We start from the raw sequence: 16,011 nt of genomic DNA, 5'->3' as shown, positions 1-16,011 counted from the left end.
ACTTCGGAAGGAGCCGACAGGCAATGATCACTGTGGACCGACTCACCAAGAGGTACGGCGACAAGACGGCCGTGTCCGATCTCTCGTTCGAGATCAGCGCAGGAAAGGTGACGGGTTTCCTGGGGCCGAACGGCGCGGGCAAGTCGACGACCATGCGGATGATCGTCGGTCTTGACACACCGACGGGCGGCCGTGCCCTGATCGCCGGCAAGCCGTACGTGCAGCTCAAGCAGCCGCTGCGGCAGGTGGGCGCGCTGCTGGACGCGCGGGCCGGACACCCCGGCCGCTCCGCCTACCACCATCTCCTCGGCATGGCCCGCAGCAACGGGATCCCGCCGTCACGGGTGGCGGAGGTGCTGGACACCGTCGGACTCACCGAAGTGGCAAAGAAACGGATCGGCTCCTTCTCCCTCGGGATGGGGCAGCGGCTGGGCATCGCCGCCGCGCTGCTCGGCGACCCGAAGGTGCTGCTCTTCGACGAACCGGTCAACGGCCTCGACCCCGACGGAGTGCGTTGGGTGAGGGAGTTGATGCGGTCACTGGCGGCGGAGGGCCGTACGGTCTTCGTCTCCAGCCACCTGATGAGCGAGATGCAGGAGACCGCCGACCACCTCGTGGTCATCGGCCGGGGCAAGGTCATCGCGAACGCCCCGATCGAGGAGGTCATCGCGAGCAGCTCCCTCAACGCCGTCCGGGTGCGCACCCCGCAGCCCGACGTGCTGCGGCGGGAGCTGAAGGGGATCGGCATGAGTGTGGAACAGAGCCCGGGCGGTGCCCCCGAGGAGCTGATCGTCGTCGGCGGCACCTTGCAGGAGATCGGCGACCTGGCCTTCAAACACCGGGTCCCGGTCCACGAACTGAGCCTGCGCAAGGCCAGTCTGGAGCAGGCGTACATGGAACTCACCGCCACCAGCGTGGAGTACAGCACGCCTTCGCTCGTCCATGCCACCGAAGCACCGGATCACCAGAAAGCGTAAGTGGATATGACTGCGACCACAGCCCCCAAACTTGCAGCACCGGTCAAGGGCGGCGCGTTCAAGGGCGCGCTGGCGTTCGAGTGGACGAAGCTCTGGAGTGTCCGGGCGACCTGGTGGAACCTTCTCGTCGGCCTGGTGCTCACCGTGGGCTTCGCGACGATCGTCGGCATGTCGGCCGACGCGAGTGCGAAGAAGGGACTGGACGTCACCACGCCCGCTCCGCACCACGCGTCCCAGGCGTTCCTGATCTCCCAGCTCACCGTGGTCGTCCTGGCCACTCTCGCGCTCACCAGCGAGTACTCCAGCGGCTCCATCCGCTCCACACTGCAGAGCGTGCCGGCCCGCGGCCGGATGCTGCTGTCCAAGACACTGGTGGTCATCGGCGTCGTCGCCGTGGCGGGTTTCGTCTTCAGCGTCCTGGCCAGCCTGGCGGCCGGCGCGTTCATGGGCGACTACGGCGCCTACACGAGCGGCGAGTTGTTCGGAACGGCGTTCGGCGCGGGCGCGTATCTCGCGCTCCTCGCGATGATGGCGATCGGCCTCGGCACGATGCTGCGCAGCGCGGCAGGCACCATCACGACCCTCATCATGGTGCTGCTGGCGCTGCCCCAACTGATGGGCGTCATCGGCGCCAAGTGGCTGGAGACGGCGAGCGACTACATGCCGAGCGTCGCCGGCACGGTCCTCATGACGCAGGACACCGACCCCTACGGGTCGGGCACCGCCCTGGTGGTCCTGGTGTTGTGGGCGCTCGTCATGATCGTCGCAGGCCATGTGGTGCTGCGCCGCCGCGACGCCTGACCCGCACCGCCCCCCGGGCGGCGCCCGTACGGTACGACGCCGGCCTTCCGGACCTCACGTCCGGAAGGCCGGCGCCGTCGTTCCCGAAGAGACCTACGGCCCGGCCTGGGCTGGATATCGGCGTGATACGGGCCACATATCGGCTGCGGACACAGTGGGACCGCTTCCCCACAGCTCCCCCCTCTGGAGGTTTCGCATGCGTCGACGTACGACCTTTTCCCTGGCCGCCGCAGGATGCGCCCTCGCGCTCGGTGTGGCCACCGCTCCCGCGCAGGCCGCGCCCGCCGACAAGCCGCAGGTGCTCGCCTCGTTCACCCAGGTCGGCGCTTCGAGTTACGCGACCTGGAACTCCGCACGGGCCAACCAGGCCGCCTGGGCCGCCTACGCGTTCGACTGGTCGACGGACTACTGCTCGCAGGCGCCCGACAACCCCTTCGGCTTCCCCTTCGATACGTCCTGTGCGCGCCACGACTTCGGGTACCGCAACTACAAGGCGGCCGGCACGTTCGACGCCAACAAGAGCCGTCTGGACAGCGCGCTCTACGACGACCTGCTGCGGGTGTGCAGCGCGTACACGGCCGAGAAGAAGACGAACTGCAACGCCACGGCGTGGACCTACTACCAGGCCGTCTCGATCTTCGGCTGAGGTGCGCGGCGGGGGCCGGTACCGCCGGCCCCCGCGGCGAGGATCCGGTCCTACGGCGCAGAGAGGACAAACGCATGCGCACCGTCGCGATCGTGGGCGCCGGGGTGATCGGATGCTCCGTCGGGCTCGCCCTGCGCCGGCACGGAGTGGTCACCTATCTGATCGACACGGACGCCGGGGCCGCCCGGGCGGCCGAGGACCGTGGCGCGGGCATCGCGGCTGAGCCCGCGGGGCCGGCCGACATCGGGGTGATCGCGGTGCCGCACGGCCGGGTCGCCCCGGTGCTGGCGGAACACCAGAAACGCGGCACGGCCCGGGTCTACACCGATGTCTCCGGGGTGAAGGCCCCGCTGCACCGGGAGGCGCTGGCGCACGGCTGCGACCTGAGCACCCTGGTGGGCGGCCATCCCGTGGTGAGCGACGGCGCCACCGAGCCCCGGGAGGACCTTTTCGAAGGGTGTCCCTGGGCCCTGACGCCCAGCGAGTCGACCGAGATGCTGGCGCTCAACCACGCCCTGGAACTGGTCGCCCTGTGCGGCGCGGCCTCGGTACTGCTCGACCCCGAGGCCCACGACCGTGCCGTCGCTCTCGTCTCGCACGCCCCGCGCCTGCTCGCCAGTCTCGCCGCCGCGCGTCTCCTCGACGAGGACGAGTCGGCCGTACGGCTGGCGGGCCAGGACCTGCGCGACGTGACCGGGACGGCCGGCGGGGACCCGGAGCTGTGGGCGGAGCTGCTCACCGCCAACGCCGGTCCCGTGGCGGACCAGCTGGACGGGTGGGCCGTCCAGGCGCGCACCCTGGCAAGGGAGTTGCGGGGCGTCGCCCGGTCCGGGGACGCCGCCCGGCCGGTGCTGCTGCGTGAGGCGCTCCGGCACGGCGCGGCCGGCCGGGCCCGTATCCCCAGGCCCTGGGACCCCCTGCACACGTAAGGCGGCCCGGCATGACGAAAGACCCGGCGGAACCCGGAGGAGTGACGCACTTCGGCAGGAATCCGCCGACGAAGGTCAGGAGAACGTGGTCGGCGCTCTCCCGGCCGTCGATCCGCTCCTAACGTGATGGGCGCTCGGTATCCCCGGACGAAATGAGCGCCGATCATGAAGGTGACCCGCGTCGGACCCCTGGCGCCCCGGCGCGCCGTCCTCGTGGCGGCCGCCCTGCTGGCCGTCGGAGCCGCCGCAGGTCCGCCCCCGGACGCCCCCCACCGCGCGGGAGCGCCGCCCGCCCTGCCCGCCCCCACCGGACCGCATGCCGTGGGGCTGCGGACCCTGGAACTGCGCGACGGTTCCCGGCGCGACCCCTGGAACCCCGACAGGGCCCGCGAACTGATGGTCTCCCTCTGGTATCCCGCCCGGCTCTCCACGGCGCCTCGCGCGCGCTACGTCACCCCCCGGGAGTCGGCCATGATCCTGCGCCAGTACCGGATCGACGACGTACCCCAGGACCTGCTCAGCCGCACACGCGTGTACGCGGAGCGCGCAGCGCCGCCCCTGCGGTCACCGGGCCGCGGTCTGCCCCTGGTCGTGCTGTCACCGGGCTTCGGACTGCCCCGGTCCTCCTGCACCGCCCTGGCGGAGGACCTGGCCAGTCGCGGCTACGCCGTCGCCGCCGTCGACCACGCCTACGAAGCCGCTGCGATCACCTATCCCGAGGGCCGGGTGACCGGCTGCGGCGCCTGCCACCGGTCCCCGGACGGCACGCGGGTGGCCGCCACCCGGGCCGCCGATCTGTCCTACGTACGCAGGCAGTTGACGTCGCCCGGTACGGGGAGAGGCAGCGCGCCGGGCATGCGGGGTCTGCCGCCGCTCGACCCGGCGCGGGTCGCCGTCGTGGGCCACTCGATGGGCGGCGCCGCCGCGTTCGAGGCGGTCCGCACCGACCCCTGCTTCGCGGCCGGCGCCAACCTCGACGGTACGTTCCAGACGGCCGGGACCACGCCGGTGAACCGGCCGTTTCTGCTTCTGGGCGCAGGAGAGCACGGCAGGCCGGGCGCGGACCGGACGTGGGACCGGGTGTGGCGGCGGCTCTCCGGCCCCCGCCACTGGTACTCGGTGGCGGGCAGTGGGCATCTCTCCTTCACCGACTACGGGGTGTTCGGCGGACCGCTGGGACGCGCCGTGCCGGGAGCGTCGAAGGACGCGACGGCCGGGGAGGACGTACTGCGGCTCACCCGCCGGACGCTCGGGGCCTTCCTCGACGCGGAGCTGAGGGGGAGCCCGCCCGCGCTGCTGGAGGCCGTCGTGCGCGGCGAGCCCCGGATCCGCCGGCACGGCGGCTGACCAGGGCGGGTGCGTACTCGTCCGCGCCTGTCGCCGGCCGGGGGACCGGCCATGAAAAGCGGATCGATATCCGGGAGAAACGCGGGTTCCGTACGTTGGACAGGTGGGAGCACGGCCCCGCGGTCCCACGCCGAACCGCTCCCGACGTTTCCGGAAGGAATGCGACGTGACCAATCCGTTCGAAGACGCAGACGGCCGCTATCTGGTGCTGGTCAATGACGAGGGCCAGCACTCGCTCTGGCCGTCCTTCGTGGAGGTGCCCGCCGGGTGGACGACCGCCTTCGGCGAGTCGGACCGGGAGTCCTGCCTGGAGTACGTGGAGAAGAACTGGACCGACATGCGGCCCAAGAGCCTGATCGAGGCAATGAACGCCGACGCCTGACCGCGTCCAGGGTGTGCTCCCCGCACCTGCCCCGCCGGATCCGTCCGGCGGGGCAGGTGCTGTGTGGCGTGGCGGTGCTGTGCGGCGTTGTGGTGCTGTGCCGCCGCGGTGTGCGCCGCGGCCCCGAAGGAACACAACGCGTACGGCCCGCACACCCTGAAGGGGGCGTACGGGCCGTACGTGAGGCGGAGCGTCATGCGGCGCGGGCGGGACGCGCCGGCCGGTTCACCCGGCGATACCCGCCCCGCAGGGCTGCGCCGACCGGGAGCTGAGTGCGTGCAGCCGTACCAACTCCTGCCAGCGGTAGCGCATCTCGCCCCAGGCACCACGCCCCACCGCTTCCAGCAGCTGCGCGTCCACCAGGGTCTCGATGAGGTCCTCGGCGTCCAGCTGGTCCATGTCCAGCACCTCCGCCGCCCTGGCCGCGCAGAAGTCGTGGTCTCCCAGACGGCTCAGCTCGCGGTAGGCGGAGGCCGCCCTCTCGTCCAGCTCACTCAGGCTGTTGTCGAGACGCGCCCGCAGTGAGTCCTCCCCGATGCTCAGCTCGGCCAGGCGGTCGGGGGACCGCTCCAGACGCCGTACGAGGTCATGGACGCGCCAGTGCTGCTTGGCCAGCAACCTGGCTCCGGCTGCCCGCAGCGCCAGCGGCAGACTGCCGCACAGCAGCCCGAGTTGCTTGGTGGCAGTGGGAAACTCCTCGGTCCGGGAGTCCCGCAGGACGGCGCTGAGCATTTCACGCGACTCGTCGTCGGACATCGGGCCGAGCCGCAGTTGCAGCACGCTGTGGTGCTGGAGGAGTTCGTCCAGGTTGACCGCGCCGGTGATCACCACCCGGCAGGCGCCGTCCTCCGGCAGCAGATGGCGCACCTGCGGGTATGACGACGTGTGGTCCAGGACCACCAGGATCCGCTTGCCCTTCAGGGCGGTGCGGTACAGCTCGGACGCCTCCGCCAGATCCGCGGGGAGGGAGCCCTCGGGGTCGAGATGGCGCAGGAACTGGTGCAGCACGTCGAGGGGTTCGCCGTGCCGGAGGTCGGCGAAGAGCCGGCCGTCGGGGAACGCGTCCGCCGACTCGTGTGCCCAGTGGACCGCGAGACTGGTCTTGCCGATTCCCGGGCTGCCCGTGATGTACGCGATGGAGGATGAATTCTGCGATGTTTCGCTGAGCAGTGCCTCGTTCATGAGCCACTGCTCCCGGCTACGGCCGATGAAGTACGGATCGCTCTTCGGAAGGGGGGAAGAGACTGTTACCGGTGTGCCGGGATGTGCGGCGGCAACACTCGGAGTGGGCGGTTGCGGAACCTCGTCGCGCAGGATGGAATTGTGCAACTCCTGTAGCTGCAGGCCGAGTTCGAGACCGATTTCTTCTACGGAATGGCGTGTTCCGTCGCGGAAGGTTCTGAGCGCCTCCGCGCGGCGGCCGGACCGGTACTGGGCGAGCATCAGGTAGTACCGCAGCCGCTCCCGCAGTGGGCAGGCGCCGACCAGTGCCTGTAGTTCGCCCAGGACGGCCTGGTGCTCCCCGAGTTGGAGACGCAGCGCCATGTGCTGCTCGACGGCGAGCATCCGCTGCTCGTCGAGCCGGGCCGCCTCTGTCTCGGCGAACGGCGCGTAGACCCCGCCGAGTGCCGGTCCACGCCACAGGGCCAGGGCACCCCGCAACGCCGTGGCCGCGTCCGCCGTACGGCTCACCGCCGTCAGCCGGGCCGCCTCCTCGACGAGGCGCTCGAAACGCCGCGCGTCGAGTGACTCGTCGGCGAGGCTGAGCATGTAGCCCGGGATCGCCGTGATGATCGTCTCCTGCTCCCAGCCGGCGGCCCGGAAGACCTTGCGCAGTGTGGCGATGGAGATCGCGACCTGGGTGCGGGCGGTACTGGGTGGTCGTCCGTTCCAGACTTTCTCTATGAGAGAGTCGAAGGAGACGACCTGATTGGCCGACAGCAACAGGGCCGAAAGTACGGCGCGCTGCCGAGGCCCTCCTACCGATAGTGTCCGGCCCTTCATGCGTACGTCCAGCGGTCCGAGTATTCGGAATTCCAGACCGGTGCCGTTCTCTTTTGCGATGGCATCGGCGCATTGCGGGGCAGTGTGCTGCCCGGGCGGCGCCGATTCCTGTTGATCTGCTTTCTCGTCCCTTTGGGATATTATTTCTGAGTGGAACTCCATGGCTTCTTGAGACCCCCGTGTGAAGATGTGCTCGTGCTTGTTCGGTGCCATTTCACGGAGTGGGTTCAATCCAAACAGGGCTCTCCCGTCGCGATCGTGGGGGGAATTGGAGGGCTAGGTTCCGGATCTGTCGATGCGGCTCAACTGTGGTGTGCCGTCGGTGTCACGGACACGGTGCGCCCGGCTCGACGGTTCGAGCGGGCCTCTCGCACGCAGGCCTCAGTTGTGTGAAGTGGCTCGTCATCGGTCCCCCTGCCCTCCGTCGAATAATACGGACCCCCTCCGGTTCCAACACTCAACTTTCGACAGGTGTCGACTTGCCCTTCGTCAGGGTGGCTGCTTTCTCCCCTACCCTGTTCGGCGGCCATCTATCGCCCCACGATGCGTCACAATAGAGCGGTGCGGGGCCACTTGAAGATGAAACTCCTGGTGGTGGGCATTGCATGCCGGACGATCCGGTTCCGAAACGGCGGCGCAGGATTAGTGCCGGGCAGAAGTGGGCAGCGGGCGCCGCACGTGCCGGATGGCCTGAACATTGCGGTCGAGGGGTCCGGGCGTGCGGCCCGGGCACATTCCGGGGCCCGTTCCGCCGGCACACATGGAAGGGCCGCCCGGCCACGAGGCCGGGCGGCCCTTCGTTTCGGGCGGCCGGGGGATTACCGCCCCGGTGGGCTCAGCCGTCGGACAGCCGCCGACGGCTGCGAGCCCACACGATTTCGAGGATCAGACCGGCGACGACCGCGCAGGCCGCCGCCGTCCACGGCACTTCGACACCGACCAGCTTCAGCTGGAAGAAGTCCTGCAGCGACGGGACGACCAGCACCACGGCGAACGCCAGGCCCATCACGGCCACCAGGAGCACCCGCCACCAGGTGTACGGCCGCGCGATGATGGCCAGTGCCCACAGGGCGGTCAGGAACAGCGCCAGCGTCGCCGCGGAGGTCTCCGCGTCCAGGTTGTCGTCGTACACGGACCGTGCGAAGAAGTACGCCACCGACGTCGCGGCTGCCGCCAGCGCGCCGGCCGGCACGGCGAAGCGCAGCACCCGGCCGACGAAGTCGGGCCGGGCACGTTCCTTGTTGGGTGCCAGGGCGAGGAAGAACGCGGGGACACCGATGGTCAGCGAACCGATCAGGGTGACGTGGCGGGGCAGGAACGGGTACGGCGCCTGTGCGATCACGATGACCAGCGCCATCAGCACCGAGTAAATGGTCTTGGTGAGGAAGAGGTTGGCCACACGCTCGATGTTGCCGATGACCCGGCGCCCCTCGGCGACCACCGACGGCAGCGAGGCGAAGTTGTTGTCGAGGAGCACGATCTGGGCGACCGCGCGGGTCGCGGGGCTCCCGGACCCCATCCCCACACCGATGTCCGCGTCCTTGAGCGCCAGCACGTCGTTGACGCCGTCACCCGTCATCGCCACGGAGTGGCCCCGGGACTGCAGTGCGCCCACCATGTCCCGCTTCTGCTGCGGGCCCACCCGTCCGAAGACGGAGTTCTGCTCGACGGCGTCCGCCAGCGCCTCGGGGTCCTCGGGCAGGGACCTGGCGTCCACCGGCCGTTCGGCGCCCGGCAGTTGCAGCCCGGCTGCCACCGCTCCCACCGACACCGCGTTGTCACCCGAGATCACCTTCGCCGCGACCCCCTGGTCGGCGAAGTACCGCAGGGTGGCCGAAGCCTCGGGCCGGATGCGCTGCTTGATGACGACCAGCGCGCACGGTTCCACCGCGGAGGGCACCGCCGAGGGGTCGGCCAGCAGCTCGTCGAGCGGCCGGGAGCTGCGGGCGAGCAGCAACACCCGCATCCCGCGGGCGCCGTACGAGTCGGCGGCCGTGAGCATGGAATGCCCGGCCGTGAGCATGGTGTCGGGCGCGCCCAGGAGCCAGGCCGACTCCCGGCCCGACGGCTCGGTGAACGCGGCGCCGCTCCACCGGCGCGCTGACGAGAACGGCGCGGTGTCCCGGCACCGCCAGCCCTGCGGGGCGGGGAACCTCTCGATGATCGCCTGCAGGCTGGCGTTGGGACGCTCGTCGGCGGCGCCGAGCGCGCCGAGCACGTCGTCGACGGGCACGTCGGGCGCCAGCGGCAGCACCTCGTCGACATCCATCGACGCCTCGGTGAGCGTTCCCGTCTTGTCCAGGCAGACGGTGTCCACCCGGGCCAGTCCCTCGATCGCGGGAAGTTCCTGCACCAGACACTGCTTGCGGCCGAGCCGGACCACACCGACCGCGAACGCCAGAGAGGTGAGCAGGACCAGGCCCTCCGGCACCATCGGCACCAGCCCGCCCACCATGCGTCGGACCGCCTCGGGCAGGTCGTCGTCGTTGACGAGCAGTTGGGTGATGATCAGAGCGATGCCCGCGGGGACGATGGCATAGGTGACGAACTTCAAGATCCGGTCGATGCCGTTGCGCAGCTCGGAGTTGACGAGCGTGAAGCGCCGCGCCTCCTCGGCCAGTTGGGCGGCGTACGCCTCGCGCCCCACCCGGGTCGCGGTGAAGACACCGGCCCCGGCCACCACGAAGCTGCCCGACATCACCGCGTCCCCGGCGTGCTTGTGGACCGGATCCGCCTCGCCCGTGAGCATCGACTCGTCGACCTCCAGGTTGTCGGCGTCGATGAGCGTCCCGTCCACCGCGATCTTGTCGCCCTGGCCCAGGTCGATGAGGTCGTCGATGACGATGTCCGAGGCGCTGACGGTGCTCCGCTGCCCGTCACGCCAGACCCGCGGCCGGCTCTCCCCGACGATCGCGAGCTGGTCGAGCGTCCGTTTGGCACGGACCTCCTGGAAGATACCGATCAGTGTGTTGGCGAGGATGACCCCGCCGAACAGCGCGTCCTGCACGGGCCCGACCACCACGATGATGACGAAGAGCACGCCGATGATCGCGTTGATCCGGGTGAAGAGGTTGGCCCGGACGATCTCGCCGGTGCTGCGGCTCGACCGGAGAGGGACGTCGTTGACCCGGCCGCTGGCGACGCGTTCGGCGACCTCGGCCGTGGTCAGCCCCAGGGCCTTGGGGGACGGTGGCACTTCCGGTGGCGCTTCGCCGCCTCCGCACGCCAAGGTCTCGGCGGATCCGCCGGGCTCGTCCAGCCGCTTCTTCATCCGTGGGCTCCTCCGCATACGTCGCTCACCCGCGCTGTCCGCTCACCGTTGCCGGGTTGTCCCAGGCGAAGGTAAAACCCGGACACGAGGCCTCACCAGGCACGAACGACGTTTCTTCGACTGACTTTCGACAGGGTTGCCGACCGGTGCGGCCAGCACTTCCGGCAGGCGCCGGACCTGGCCGCGGCAGCCCCGTCGCGTGCCCATACGGGCTCGATAGCGAAGGCATAGGAAGCCTTCGTAGCGTGCGCACCGGTGCGTTCGAGGCCGTATTCATCGCCCACTGCGAGCAGCCCGGAGGACTTTCTTGCCGACCCCGTTGAGGCAGGCGACATGATCACTCATCTCACCGAAGAGGCCGCGGTCACCGCCGAGGCCGCTCGCGCCACTCTGCCCGACCGGGCCACCGCGGCCGAGCTGGGACGGACGTACGACGTCGTCCCGCTGCACCAGGAATTCCTGGCCGACGTGATGAGCCCCGTCACCGCCTACGCACAGCTCTGCGGCCCGGACGAGCCGGGCTTCCTGCTGGAGAGCGTGCCGGTGTCGGGCGGGGTCGCCCGGTACTCGTACGTGGGCCACCGGCCCGTCCTGCTCGACCTTCCCGACGGTGATCCGCTGAGCGCGCTCCGGCGACGGCTCGCCGCTTCGGAGGCCCCGGTGCCGGGGCTGCCGCCGTTCCACGGCGGGGTCGTCGGACATCTCGGCTACGAGTCGGCGTGCCACTTCGAGGCGCTGCCGGTGGCGGACGGGCCGTCCCCGGGGCTCCCGGAGTCCGCCTTCCTGGCCGTCGAGGACCTGGTCGTCTTCGACCACGCCACCCGACGGATCCTGCTGATCACACTCCATCGGCCGGCGCACGAGTCGTACGACGACGCCGTCGCCCGGCTCGGGGAGCTCAGCCGCCGGCTGCGCGCCACCGCGCCCTCCGCCGGATTCACCGGCCGCCCACTGGACCGCACCGGCGAAACCCCGGAGAGCGACACGGCGGGCTGGACGGCGAACCTGACGGAGCGGGAGTTCGCCGAGCGGGTCGAGCGGGCCCGCGCCTACATCGCGGCCGGCGACGCCTTCCAGATCGTGCTGTCCCGGCGGCTGAGCAGACCGCTGCGCGCCGCTCCGCTCGACCTGTACCGCCACCTGCGGGCCACCAACCCTTCGCCGTACATGTACCACCTGAGCCTGGGGGAGGGCCGGCACGTCATCGGCGCATCGCCCGAACTCCTGGTCAAGGCGGAGGGGCGGCGGGTGGAGACCCGGCCGCTGGCAGGGACCCGGCCGCGCCATCCGGATCCGGCGGCCGACGCGGAACTGGAGCGGGAACTGCTCGCGGACGAGAAGGAGCGCGCCGAGCACGTGATGCTGGTCGACCTCGGACGCAACGACCTCGGCCGGGTCACCGAGCCGGGCACCGTCCAGGTCGAGCAGCTGATGCACGTCGAGCGGTTCTCCCACGTGATGCATCTTTCGTCCACCGTCTCCGGACAACTGGCTCCTGGGGAGACGGTGTTGGACGCCCTGCGGTCCACCTTCCCCGCCGGGACCCTGTCGGGTGCCCCGAAGATCCGGGCGATGGAGATCATCGCGGAACTCGAACCTGAGCAGCGGGGCGTCTACGGCGGAGCCGTCGGCTTCGCCGGCCACGACGGCCTGGCCGACTTCGCCATCGCCCTGCGCACGATCGTCGTCGCCGACGGCACGGTGCACGTCCAGTCCGGTGCGGGCATCGTCGCCGACTCCGACGCCAGGTCCGAGTTCCGCGAGACCCTGCACAAGGCCGGGGCGATGCTCACCGCCGTACGCCGCGCCGAAGGGGAGGCGCGGAGATGACCATCACCGGCGTGCCGTCCACCCGGCGCCCCCGCGTCGCGGTGATCGACAACTACGACTCGTTCACGTACAACCTGGTGCACCACGTGGCCGAAATGGGGGGCGCTCCCACGGTGTTCCGCAACGACGCGGTCACCGTCGCCGAACTCGCCCGGTACGACCTGCTGTTGATCTCGCCGGGGCCGTGCACCCCCGCAGAGGCGGGCGTCTCGGTCGAAGCGGTCCGCGCTCTCGGCGGACAGCTGCCCATCCTCGGTGTGTGTCTCGGCCATCAGTGCATCGCAGCCGCCTTCGGCGGATCGGTGGTGCGCGGGGAGCCCGTGCACGGCAAGACGTCACAGGTGCACCATGACGGCAGCGGTGTACTCGCCGGCCTGCCGAACCCCTTCACGGCCACCCGCTACCACTCGCTCGTCGTCCCCGAGGACTCGCTGCCGGACGAACTGCGCGCGGTGGCCCGCACCGCGGACGGCACGCTCATGGCCCTCAGCCACCGTGACCAGCCCACCTACGGCGTGCAGTTCCACCCCGAGTCGGTCCTCAGCCCCGAGGGGAAGCAGCTGATCGCGAACTTCCTGGAGAGCAGCGATGATTGAGCTACTGCGGGCGGCCGCACGACGGCCCCTCACCGAGACCGAGGCCGCCGAGGCGATGCGGGTGATCATGCGCGGAGAGGCCACCCCGGCACAGATCGCCGGGCTCGCCCTGGCCTTGACCGTACGGGGCGAGACCGTCGGCGAACTGACCGGGATGGCCACCGCCGCCCAGGAGTTCGCCACCCCGGTACGGCTCGAAGGGGACGTGCTCGACACCTGCGGCACCGGGGGCGACGGCCTCAACACCTTCAACATCTCCACCGCCGCCGCGATCGTGGCCGCTGCGTGCGGCGTACGGGTCGCCAAGCACGGCAACCGCAGCGCCTCCTCCGCCTGCGGCAGCGCCGACGTGCTGGAGGAACTCGGCGTCCGCATCGACCTCGGCCCCGACGAGGCGGCCGCCTGCCTCGAAGAGGCCGGCATCACGTTCCTGTTCGCCCCCGTCTTCCACCCGGCCTTCCGGCACACCGCCGCACCCCGCCGTGAACTGGGCACCCGCACCGTCTTCAATCTGCTCGGACCGCTGTGCAACCCGTCGGGTGCCCGGCTGCGCACCCTGGGGGTGCCCGACGCCGGCCTCGTCGAGCCGATGACGGAAGTCCTCGGCCGCCTCGGCGTCACCCGTGCCCTGGTGTTCCACAGCGAGGACGGCATGGACGAACTGAGCACCGGCGCACCGGCGTACGTGGCCGAGCTGCACGACGGCAAGCGCACCCACTACCGCTTCGACCCCACAGCGCTCGGCCTGCGGCCGGCCCGGCCCACCGACCTCACCGGAGGCGACCGCACGGCCAACGCGGCCGTCATCCGGGGCGTGCTGACCGGCGAGCCGGGCCCCGCGCGCGACGTCGTCCTGCTCAACACGGCCGCCGCCCTGCGGGCCGCCGGCACGGCGGGCACCTGGCAGGACGGAGTGCGGCTCGCCGCCGCCTCCGTCGACACCGGAGCCGCTGCCGCCCTGCTGGAACGCTGGGTCCGCGCCTCGCGGCGTACCGCCGCGCTGGAGGTACCGGCATGAGCGACATTCTCGCGACCCTGGTCAGCCAGGCCGCAGAGCAGACCGCGCGCCGCCTCGCCGCCCGCCCCGTCCCCGAGCTGACGGCACTGGCCGCCGCGGCCCCGCCGCCGCGGGACCTGGCCGCCGCCCTGCGGGAACCGGGCCTGTCCGTCATCGCCGAGATGAAACCGCGCAGCCCCTCCCGAGGAGCACTGACCGACGACTACCGGCCGGCGGAACGGGCCCGCGCCTACCGCGACGGCGGCGCGTCCGCCGTGTCGGTCCTGACCCACGAGGACGGTTTCGGCGGCAGCCCCGAACACCTGCCCGTGGCCCGCGCGGAGAGCGGACTGCCCGTCCTGCGCAAGGACTTCATCGTCGACGAGTACCAGATCCTGGAGGCCCGCGCTCTCGGCGCCGACGCGGTCCTGCTGATCGTGGCCGCGCTGTCCGCCCCGCGTCTCGTCGAACTCCTCGGCCACGCGCGGAACCTGGACATGGAGGCGCTGGTCGAGACACACAACGCCGAAGAGGTCGACACGGCGCTCGCCGCCGGGGCGACCGTCATCGGCGTCAACCACCGCGACCTGCGGGACTTCTCCATCGACCGGACGCTGTCCGCGCGGCTGCGCTCACGCGTGGGCCCCGAGCGGGTCATGGTCGCGGAGAGCGGCGTACGCGACGCGCGCGACGCCAGGGAACTGGCGCGGGCCGGAGTGGACGCGGTGCTGGTCGGGGAGCTGCTCATGCGAGCCGACGACCCCGGCGCCACGATCAAGGAGCTGATCGCATGACGGTGAGTCACACCCCCACGACACCACCACCGACCGCGTCCACGCCCGGCAGCGCACACCTGCCGCCGGCCGGCTGGCACCCCGGCTCCTGGCAGGACCGCCCCGCCGCCCAGCAGCCCGACTGGCCCGACCCGCGGGTACTGCGCCGGACGACGGAGGCACTCGCCCTCCAGCCGCCGCTCGTCCTGCCGGACGAGATCCTCGGCCTGCGCCGCGAGCTCGCCGGGGTCGCCGCCGGCGAGGGTTTCCTGCTGCAGGCGGGCGACTGCGCCGAGCGGTTCGCCTCCTGCACGGAGGACGACGTGCGGGGCAAGCTCCGGGTGATCCTCCAGCTCGCCATCCTGCTCACCTTCGGCGCCGGCCTGCCCGTGGTCAAGGTCGGCAGAATCGCCGGCCAGTTCGGCAAGCCGCGCAGCCGCCCCACCGAGACCGTCGACGGCGTGGAACTCCCCGCCTTCCGCGGTGACATCGTCAACGGCCCCGAGTTCACCCCGGAAGCACGGCGCCCCGACGCCGAACGCCTGCTGCGTGGCTACCACCACTCCTCGGCCGCGCTGAACGTCCTGCGGGCCCTGACCCTGGGCGGCTTCGCCGACCTCGACCAGGTCCACGCGTGGAACCAGGAGTTCGTCCGGCGAAGTGCCGCGGGCAGGCGCTACGAGAAGGCGGCCGACGACATCACGTGGGCGCTGCGGTTCATGTCCGCCTGCGGGGTGGACACCGGCGCCCAGCCGGAACTGCATCAGGCCCGGCTCTACACCTCGCACGAGGCTCTGCTGCCGCACTACGAGCAGGCGCTGACCCGCTACGACGAGAGCCGGCGCGCCTGGTTCGACACCAGCGCCCACCTGGTGTGGATCGGTGACCGGACCCGGCAACTCGACGGTGCGCACGTCGAGTTGCTGTCCGGCATCGCCAACCCCCTCGGGATCAAGGTGGGCCCTTCCACCGCACCGGACGAACTGCGCGCGCTGTGCGAACGCCTCGACCCGCACCGTACGCCCGGAAGGCTGGTGCTGATCAGCCGGATGGGCGCCGGACGCGTCGGCGACCTGCTGCCGCCACTGCTGCGCGCCGTCGGGGACGCGGGCCATCTGCCGGTGTGGACGTGCGACCCCATGCACGGCAACACCTTCGTCTCGGACAGCGGCTACAAGACCCGCCGACTGTCCGACATCACCGCCGAGGTCACCGACTTCTTCGCCGCGCACGCACGGGAGGGCACCCACCCCGGCGGCGTCCATCTGGAACTGACCGGTGACGACGTCACCGAGTGCCTCGGCGGCGACCTGGACGAAGTCGTCGACGAGACACTCGGCACCCGGTACGAGACCGCCTGCGATCCTCGTCTGAACGCGGCGCAGTCCCTGGAACTGGCCTTCCGCATGGGCGACATCCTGCGCGCCCATCTCAGCGGCCCCGCCTAGGCCCTGTCAG

13 protein-coding genes are annotated in these 16,011 nt (G+C 71.0%); 11 read left to right on the top strand and 2 right to left on the bottom strand.

Annotated elements, in window-relative coordinates:
* Window positions 1–23: 23 nt before the first annotated feature.
* From OHS57_RS02885 to OHS57_RS02860, 6 genes are all read left to right on the top strand, one after another.
* Window positions 24–977 carry an ABC transporter ATP-binding protein gene (locus OHS57_RS02885; RefSeq protein WP_041998970.1) on the top strand — a complete coding sequence of 318 codons (954 nt, stop codon included), beginning with the start codon at window positions 24–26 and terminating at the stop codon, window positions 975–977.
* 6 nt (window positions 978–983) lie between these two features.
* Entirely contained in the window at window positions 984–1,778 is a 795-nt protein-coding gene (locus OHS57_RS02880; protein WP_328580883.1) for an ABC transporter permease subunit, read from the top strand.
* A 196-nt stretch (window positions 1,779–1,974) separates the two neighbouring features.
* Entirely contained in the window at window positions 1,975–2,424 is a 450-nt protein-coding gene (locus OHS57_RS02875; protein WP_041998977.1) for a phospholipase, read from the top strand.
* 74 nt (window positions 2,425–2,498) lie between these two features.
* The gene (locus tag OHS57_RS02870) at window positions 2,499–3,353 is read left to right on the top strand and encodes a prephenate dehydrogenase (protein ID WP_328580882.1); all 855 of its coding nucleotides are present in this window, start codon (window positions 2,499–2,501) and stop codon (window positions 3,351–3,353) included.
* 165 nt (window positions 3,354–3,518) lie between these two features.
* The gene (locus OHS57_RS02865; protein ID WP_328580881.1) at window positions 3,519–4,700 is read left to right on the top strand and encodes an alpha/beta hydrolase family protein; all 1,182 of its coding nucleotides are present in this window, start codon (window positions 3,519–3,521) and stop codon (window positions 4,698–4,700) included.
* 166 nt (window positions 4,701–4,866) lie between these two features.
* Entirely contained in the window at window positions 4,867–5,082 is a 216-nt protein-coding gene (locus OHS57_RS02860) for an MbtH family protein (RefSeq protein WP_328580880.1), read from the top strand.
* Between the two features lie 225 nt (window positions 5,083–5,307).
* On the opposite strand, the gene OHS57_RS02855 is transcribed toward OHS57_RS02860, so the two are convergent.
* Window positions 5,308–7,146, bottom strand: coding sequence for a BTAD domain-containing putative transcriptional regulator (locus OHS57_RS02855; protein ID WP_443043044.1), 1,839 nt, complete (start codon window positions 7,144–7,146; stop codon window positions 5,308–5,310).
* 775 nt (window positions 7,147–7,921) lie between these two features.
* Complete coding sequence (locus OHS57_RS02850) at window positions 7,922–10,357, bottom strand: HAD-IC family P-type ATPase (RefSeq protein WP_328580878.1); 2,436 nt, start codon at window positions 10,355–10,357, stop codon at window positions 7,922–7,924.
* A 333-nt stretch (window positions 10,358–10,690) separates the two neighbouring features.
* Here OHS57_RS02850 and OHS57_RS02845 point away from each other — a divergent pair, with 333 nt between their 5' ends.
* From OHS57_RS02845 to OHS57_RS02825, 5 genes are read left to right on the top strand one after another with little or no spacing between them, the layout of a single operon-like run.
* Window positions 10,691–12,187, top strand: coding sequence for an anthranilate synthase component I family protein (locus OHS57_RS02845; RefSeq protein ID WP_328580877.1), 1,497 nt, complete (start codon window positions 10,691–10,693; stop codon window positions 12,185–12,187).
* Window positions 12,184–12,783, top strand: coding sequence for an anthranilate synthase component II (locus OHS57_RS02840; RefSeq protein ID WP_328580876.1), 600 nt, complete (start codon window positions 12,184–12,186; stop codon window positions 12,781–12,783). The genes OHS57_RS02845 and OHS57_RS02840 overlap by 4 nt, the downstream gene beginning before the upstream one ends.
* The gene (gene trpD / locus OHS57_RS02835; RefSeq protein WP_328580875.1) at window positions 12,776–13,801 is read left to right on the top strand and encodes an anthranilate phosphoribosyltransferase; all 1,026 of its coding nucleotides are present in this window, start codon (window positions 12,776–12,778) and stop codon (window positions 13,799–13,801) included. The genes OHS57_RS02840 and trpD overlap by 8 nt, the downstream gene beginning before the upstream one ends.
* Window positions 13,798–14,574: an indole-3-glycerol phosphate synthase TrpC gene (trpC, locus tag OHS57_RS02830; RefSeq protein ID WP_328580874.1), complete on the top strand. Its 777-nt coding sequence runs from the start codon at window positions 13,798–13,800 to the stop codon at window positions 14,572–14,574. Before trpD ends, trpC begins: the two co-directional genes overlap by 4 nt.
* The gene (locus tag OHS57_RS02825) at window positions 14,571–16,001 is read left to right on the top strand and encodes a class II 3-deoxy-7-phosphoheptulonate synthase (RefSeq protein ID WP_328580873.1); all 1,431 of its coding nucleotides are present in this window, start codon (window positions 14,571–14,573) and stop codon (window positions 15,999–16,001) included. The genes trpC and OHS57_RS02825 overlap by 4 nt, the downstream gene beginning before the upstream one ends.
* Window positions 16,002–16,011: the final 10 nt, after the last annotated feature.

It is taken from the genome of Streptomyces sp. NBC_00370 (assembly GCF_036084755.1).
In the GTDB taxonomy this organism is placed as follows: Bacteria; Actinomycetota; Actinomycetes; order Streptomycetales; family Streptomycetaceae; genus Streptomyces.
The sequence above is the reverse complement of the archived record's forward strand: the minus strand, read 5'-3'. Positions and strand labels throughout refer to the sequence as shown.

What these genes read in the sequence shown, in the direction of transcription:
- OHS57_RS02825 (WP_328580873.1), top strand. Translation starts at nt 14,571, where the DNA reads ATGACGGTGAGTCACACCCCCACGACACCACCACCGACCGCGTCCACG.
- OHS57_RS02880 (WP_328580883.1), top strand. Translation starts at nt 984, where the DNA reads ATGACTGCGACCACAGCCCCCAAACTTGCAGCACCGGTCAAGGGCGGC.
- OHS57_RS02845 (WP_328580877.1), top strand. Translation starts at nt 10,691, where the DNA reads ATGATCACTCATCTCACCGAAGAGGCCGCGGTCACCGCCGAGGCCGCT.
- trpD (WP_328580875.1), top strand. Translation starts at nt 12,776, where the DNA reads ATGATTGAGCTACTGCGGGCGGCCGCACGACGGCCCCTCACCGAGACC.
- OHS57_RS02875 (WP_041998977.1), top strand. Translation starts at nt 1,975, where the DNA reads ATGCGTCGACGTACGACCTTTTCCCTGGCCGCCGCAGGATGCGCCCTC.
- trpC (WP_328580874.1), top strand. Translation starts at nt 13,798, where the DNA reads ATGAGCGACATTCTCGCGACCCTGGTCAGCCAGGCCGCAGAGCAGACC.
- OHS57_RS02870 (WP_328580882.1), top strand. Translation starts at nt 2,499, where the DNA reads ATGCGCACCGTCGCGATCGTGGGCGCCGGGGTGATCGGATGCTCCGTC.
- OHS57_RS02840 (WP_328580876.1), top strand. Translation starts at nt 12,184, where the DNA reads ATGACCATCACCGGCGTGCCGTCCACCCGGCGCCCCCGCGTCGCGGTG.
- OHS57_RS02865 (WP_328580881.1), top strand. Translation starts at nt 3,519, where the DNA reads ATGAAGGTGACCCGCGTCGGACCCCTGGCGCCCCGGCGCGCCGTCCTC.
- OHS57_RS02850 (WP_328580878.1), bottom strand. Translation starts at nt 10,357, where the DNA reads ATGAAGAAGCGGCTGGACGAGCCCGGCGGATCCGCCGAGACCTTGGCG.
- OHS57_RS02885 (WP_041998970.1), top strand. Translation starts at nt 24, where the DNA reads ATGATCACTGTGGACCGACTCACCAAGAGGTACGGCGACAAGACGGCC.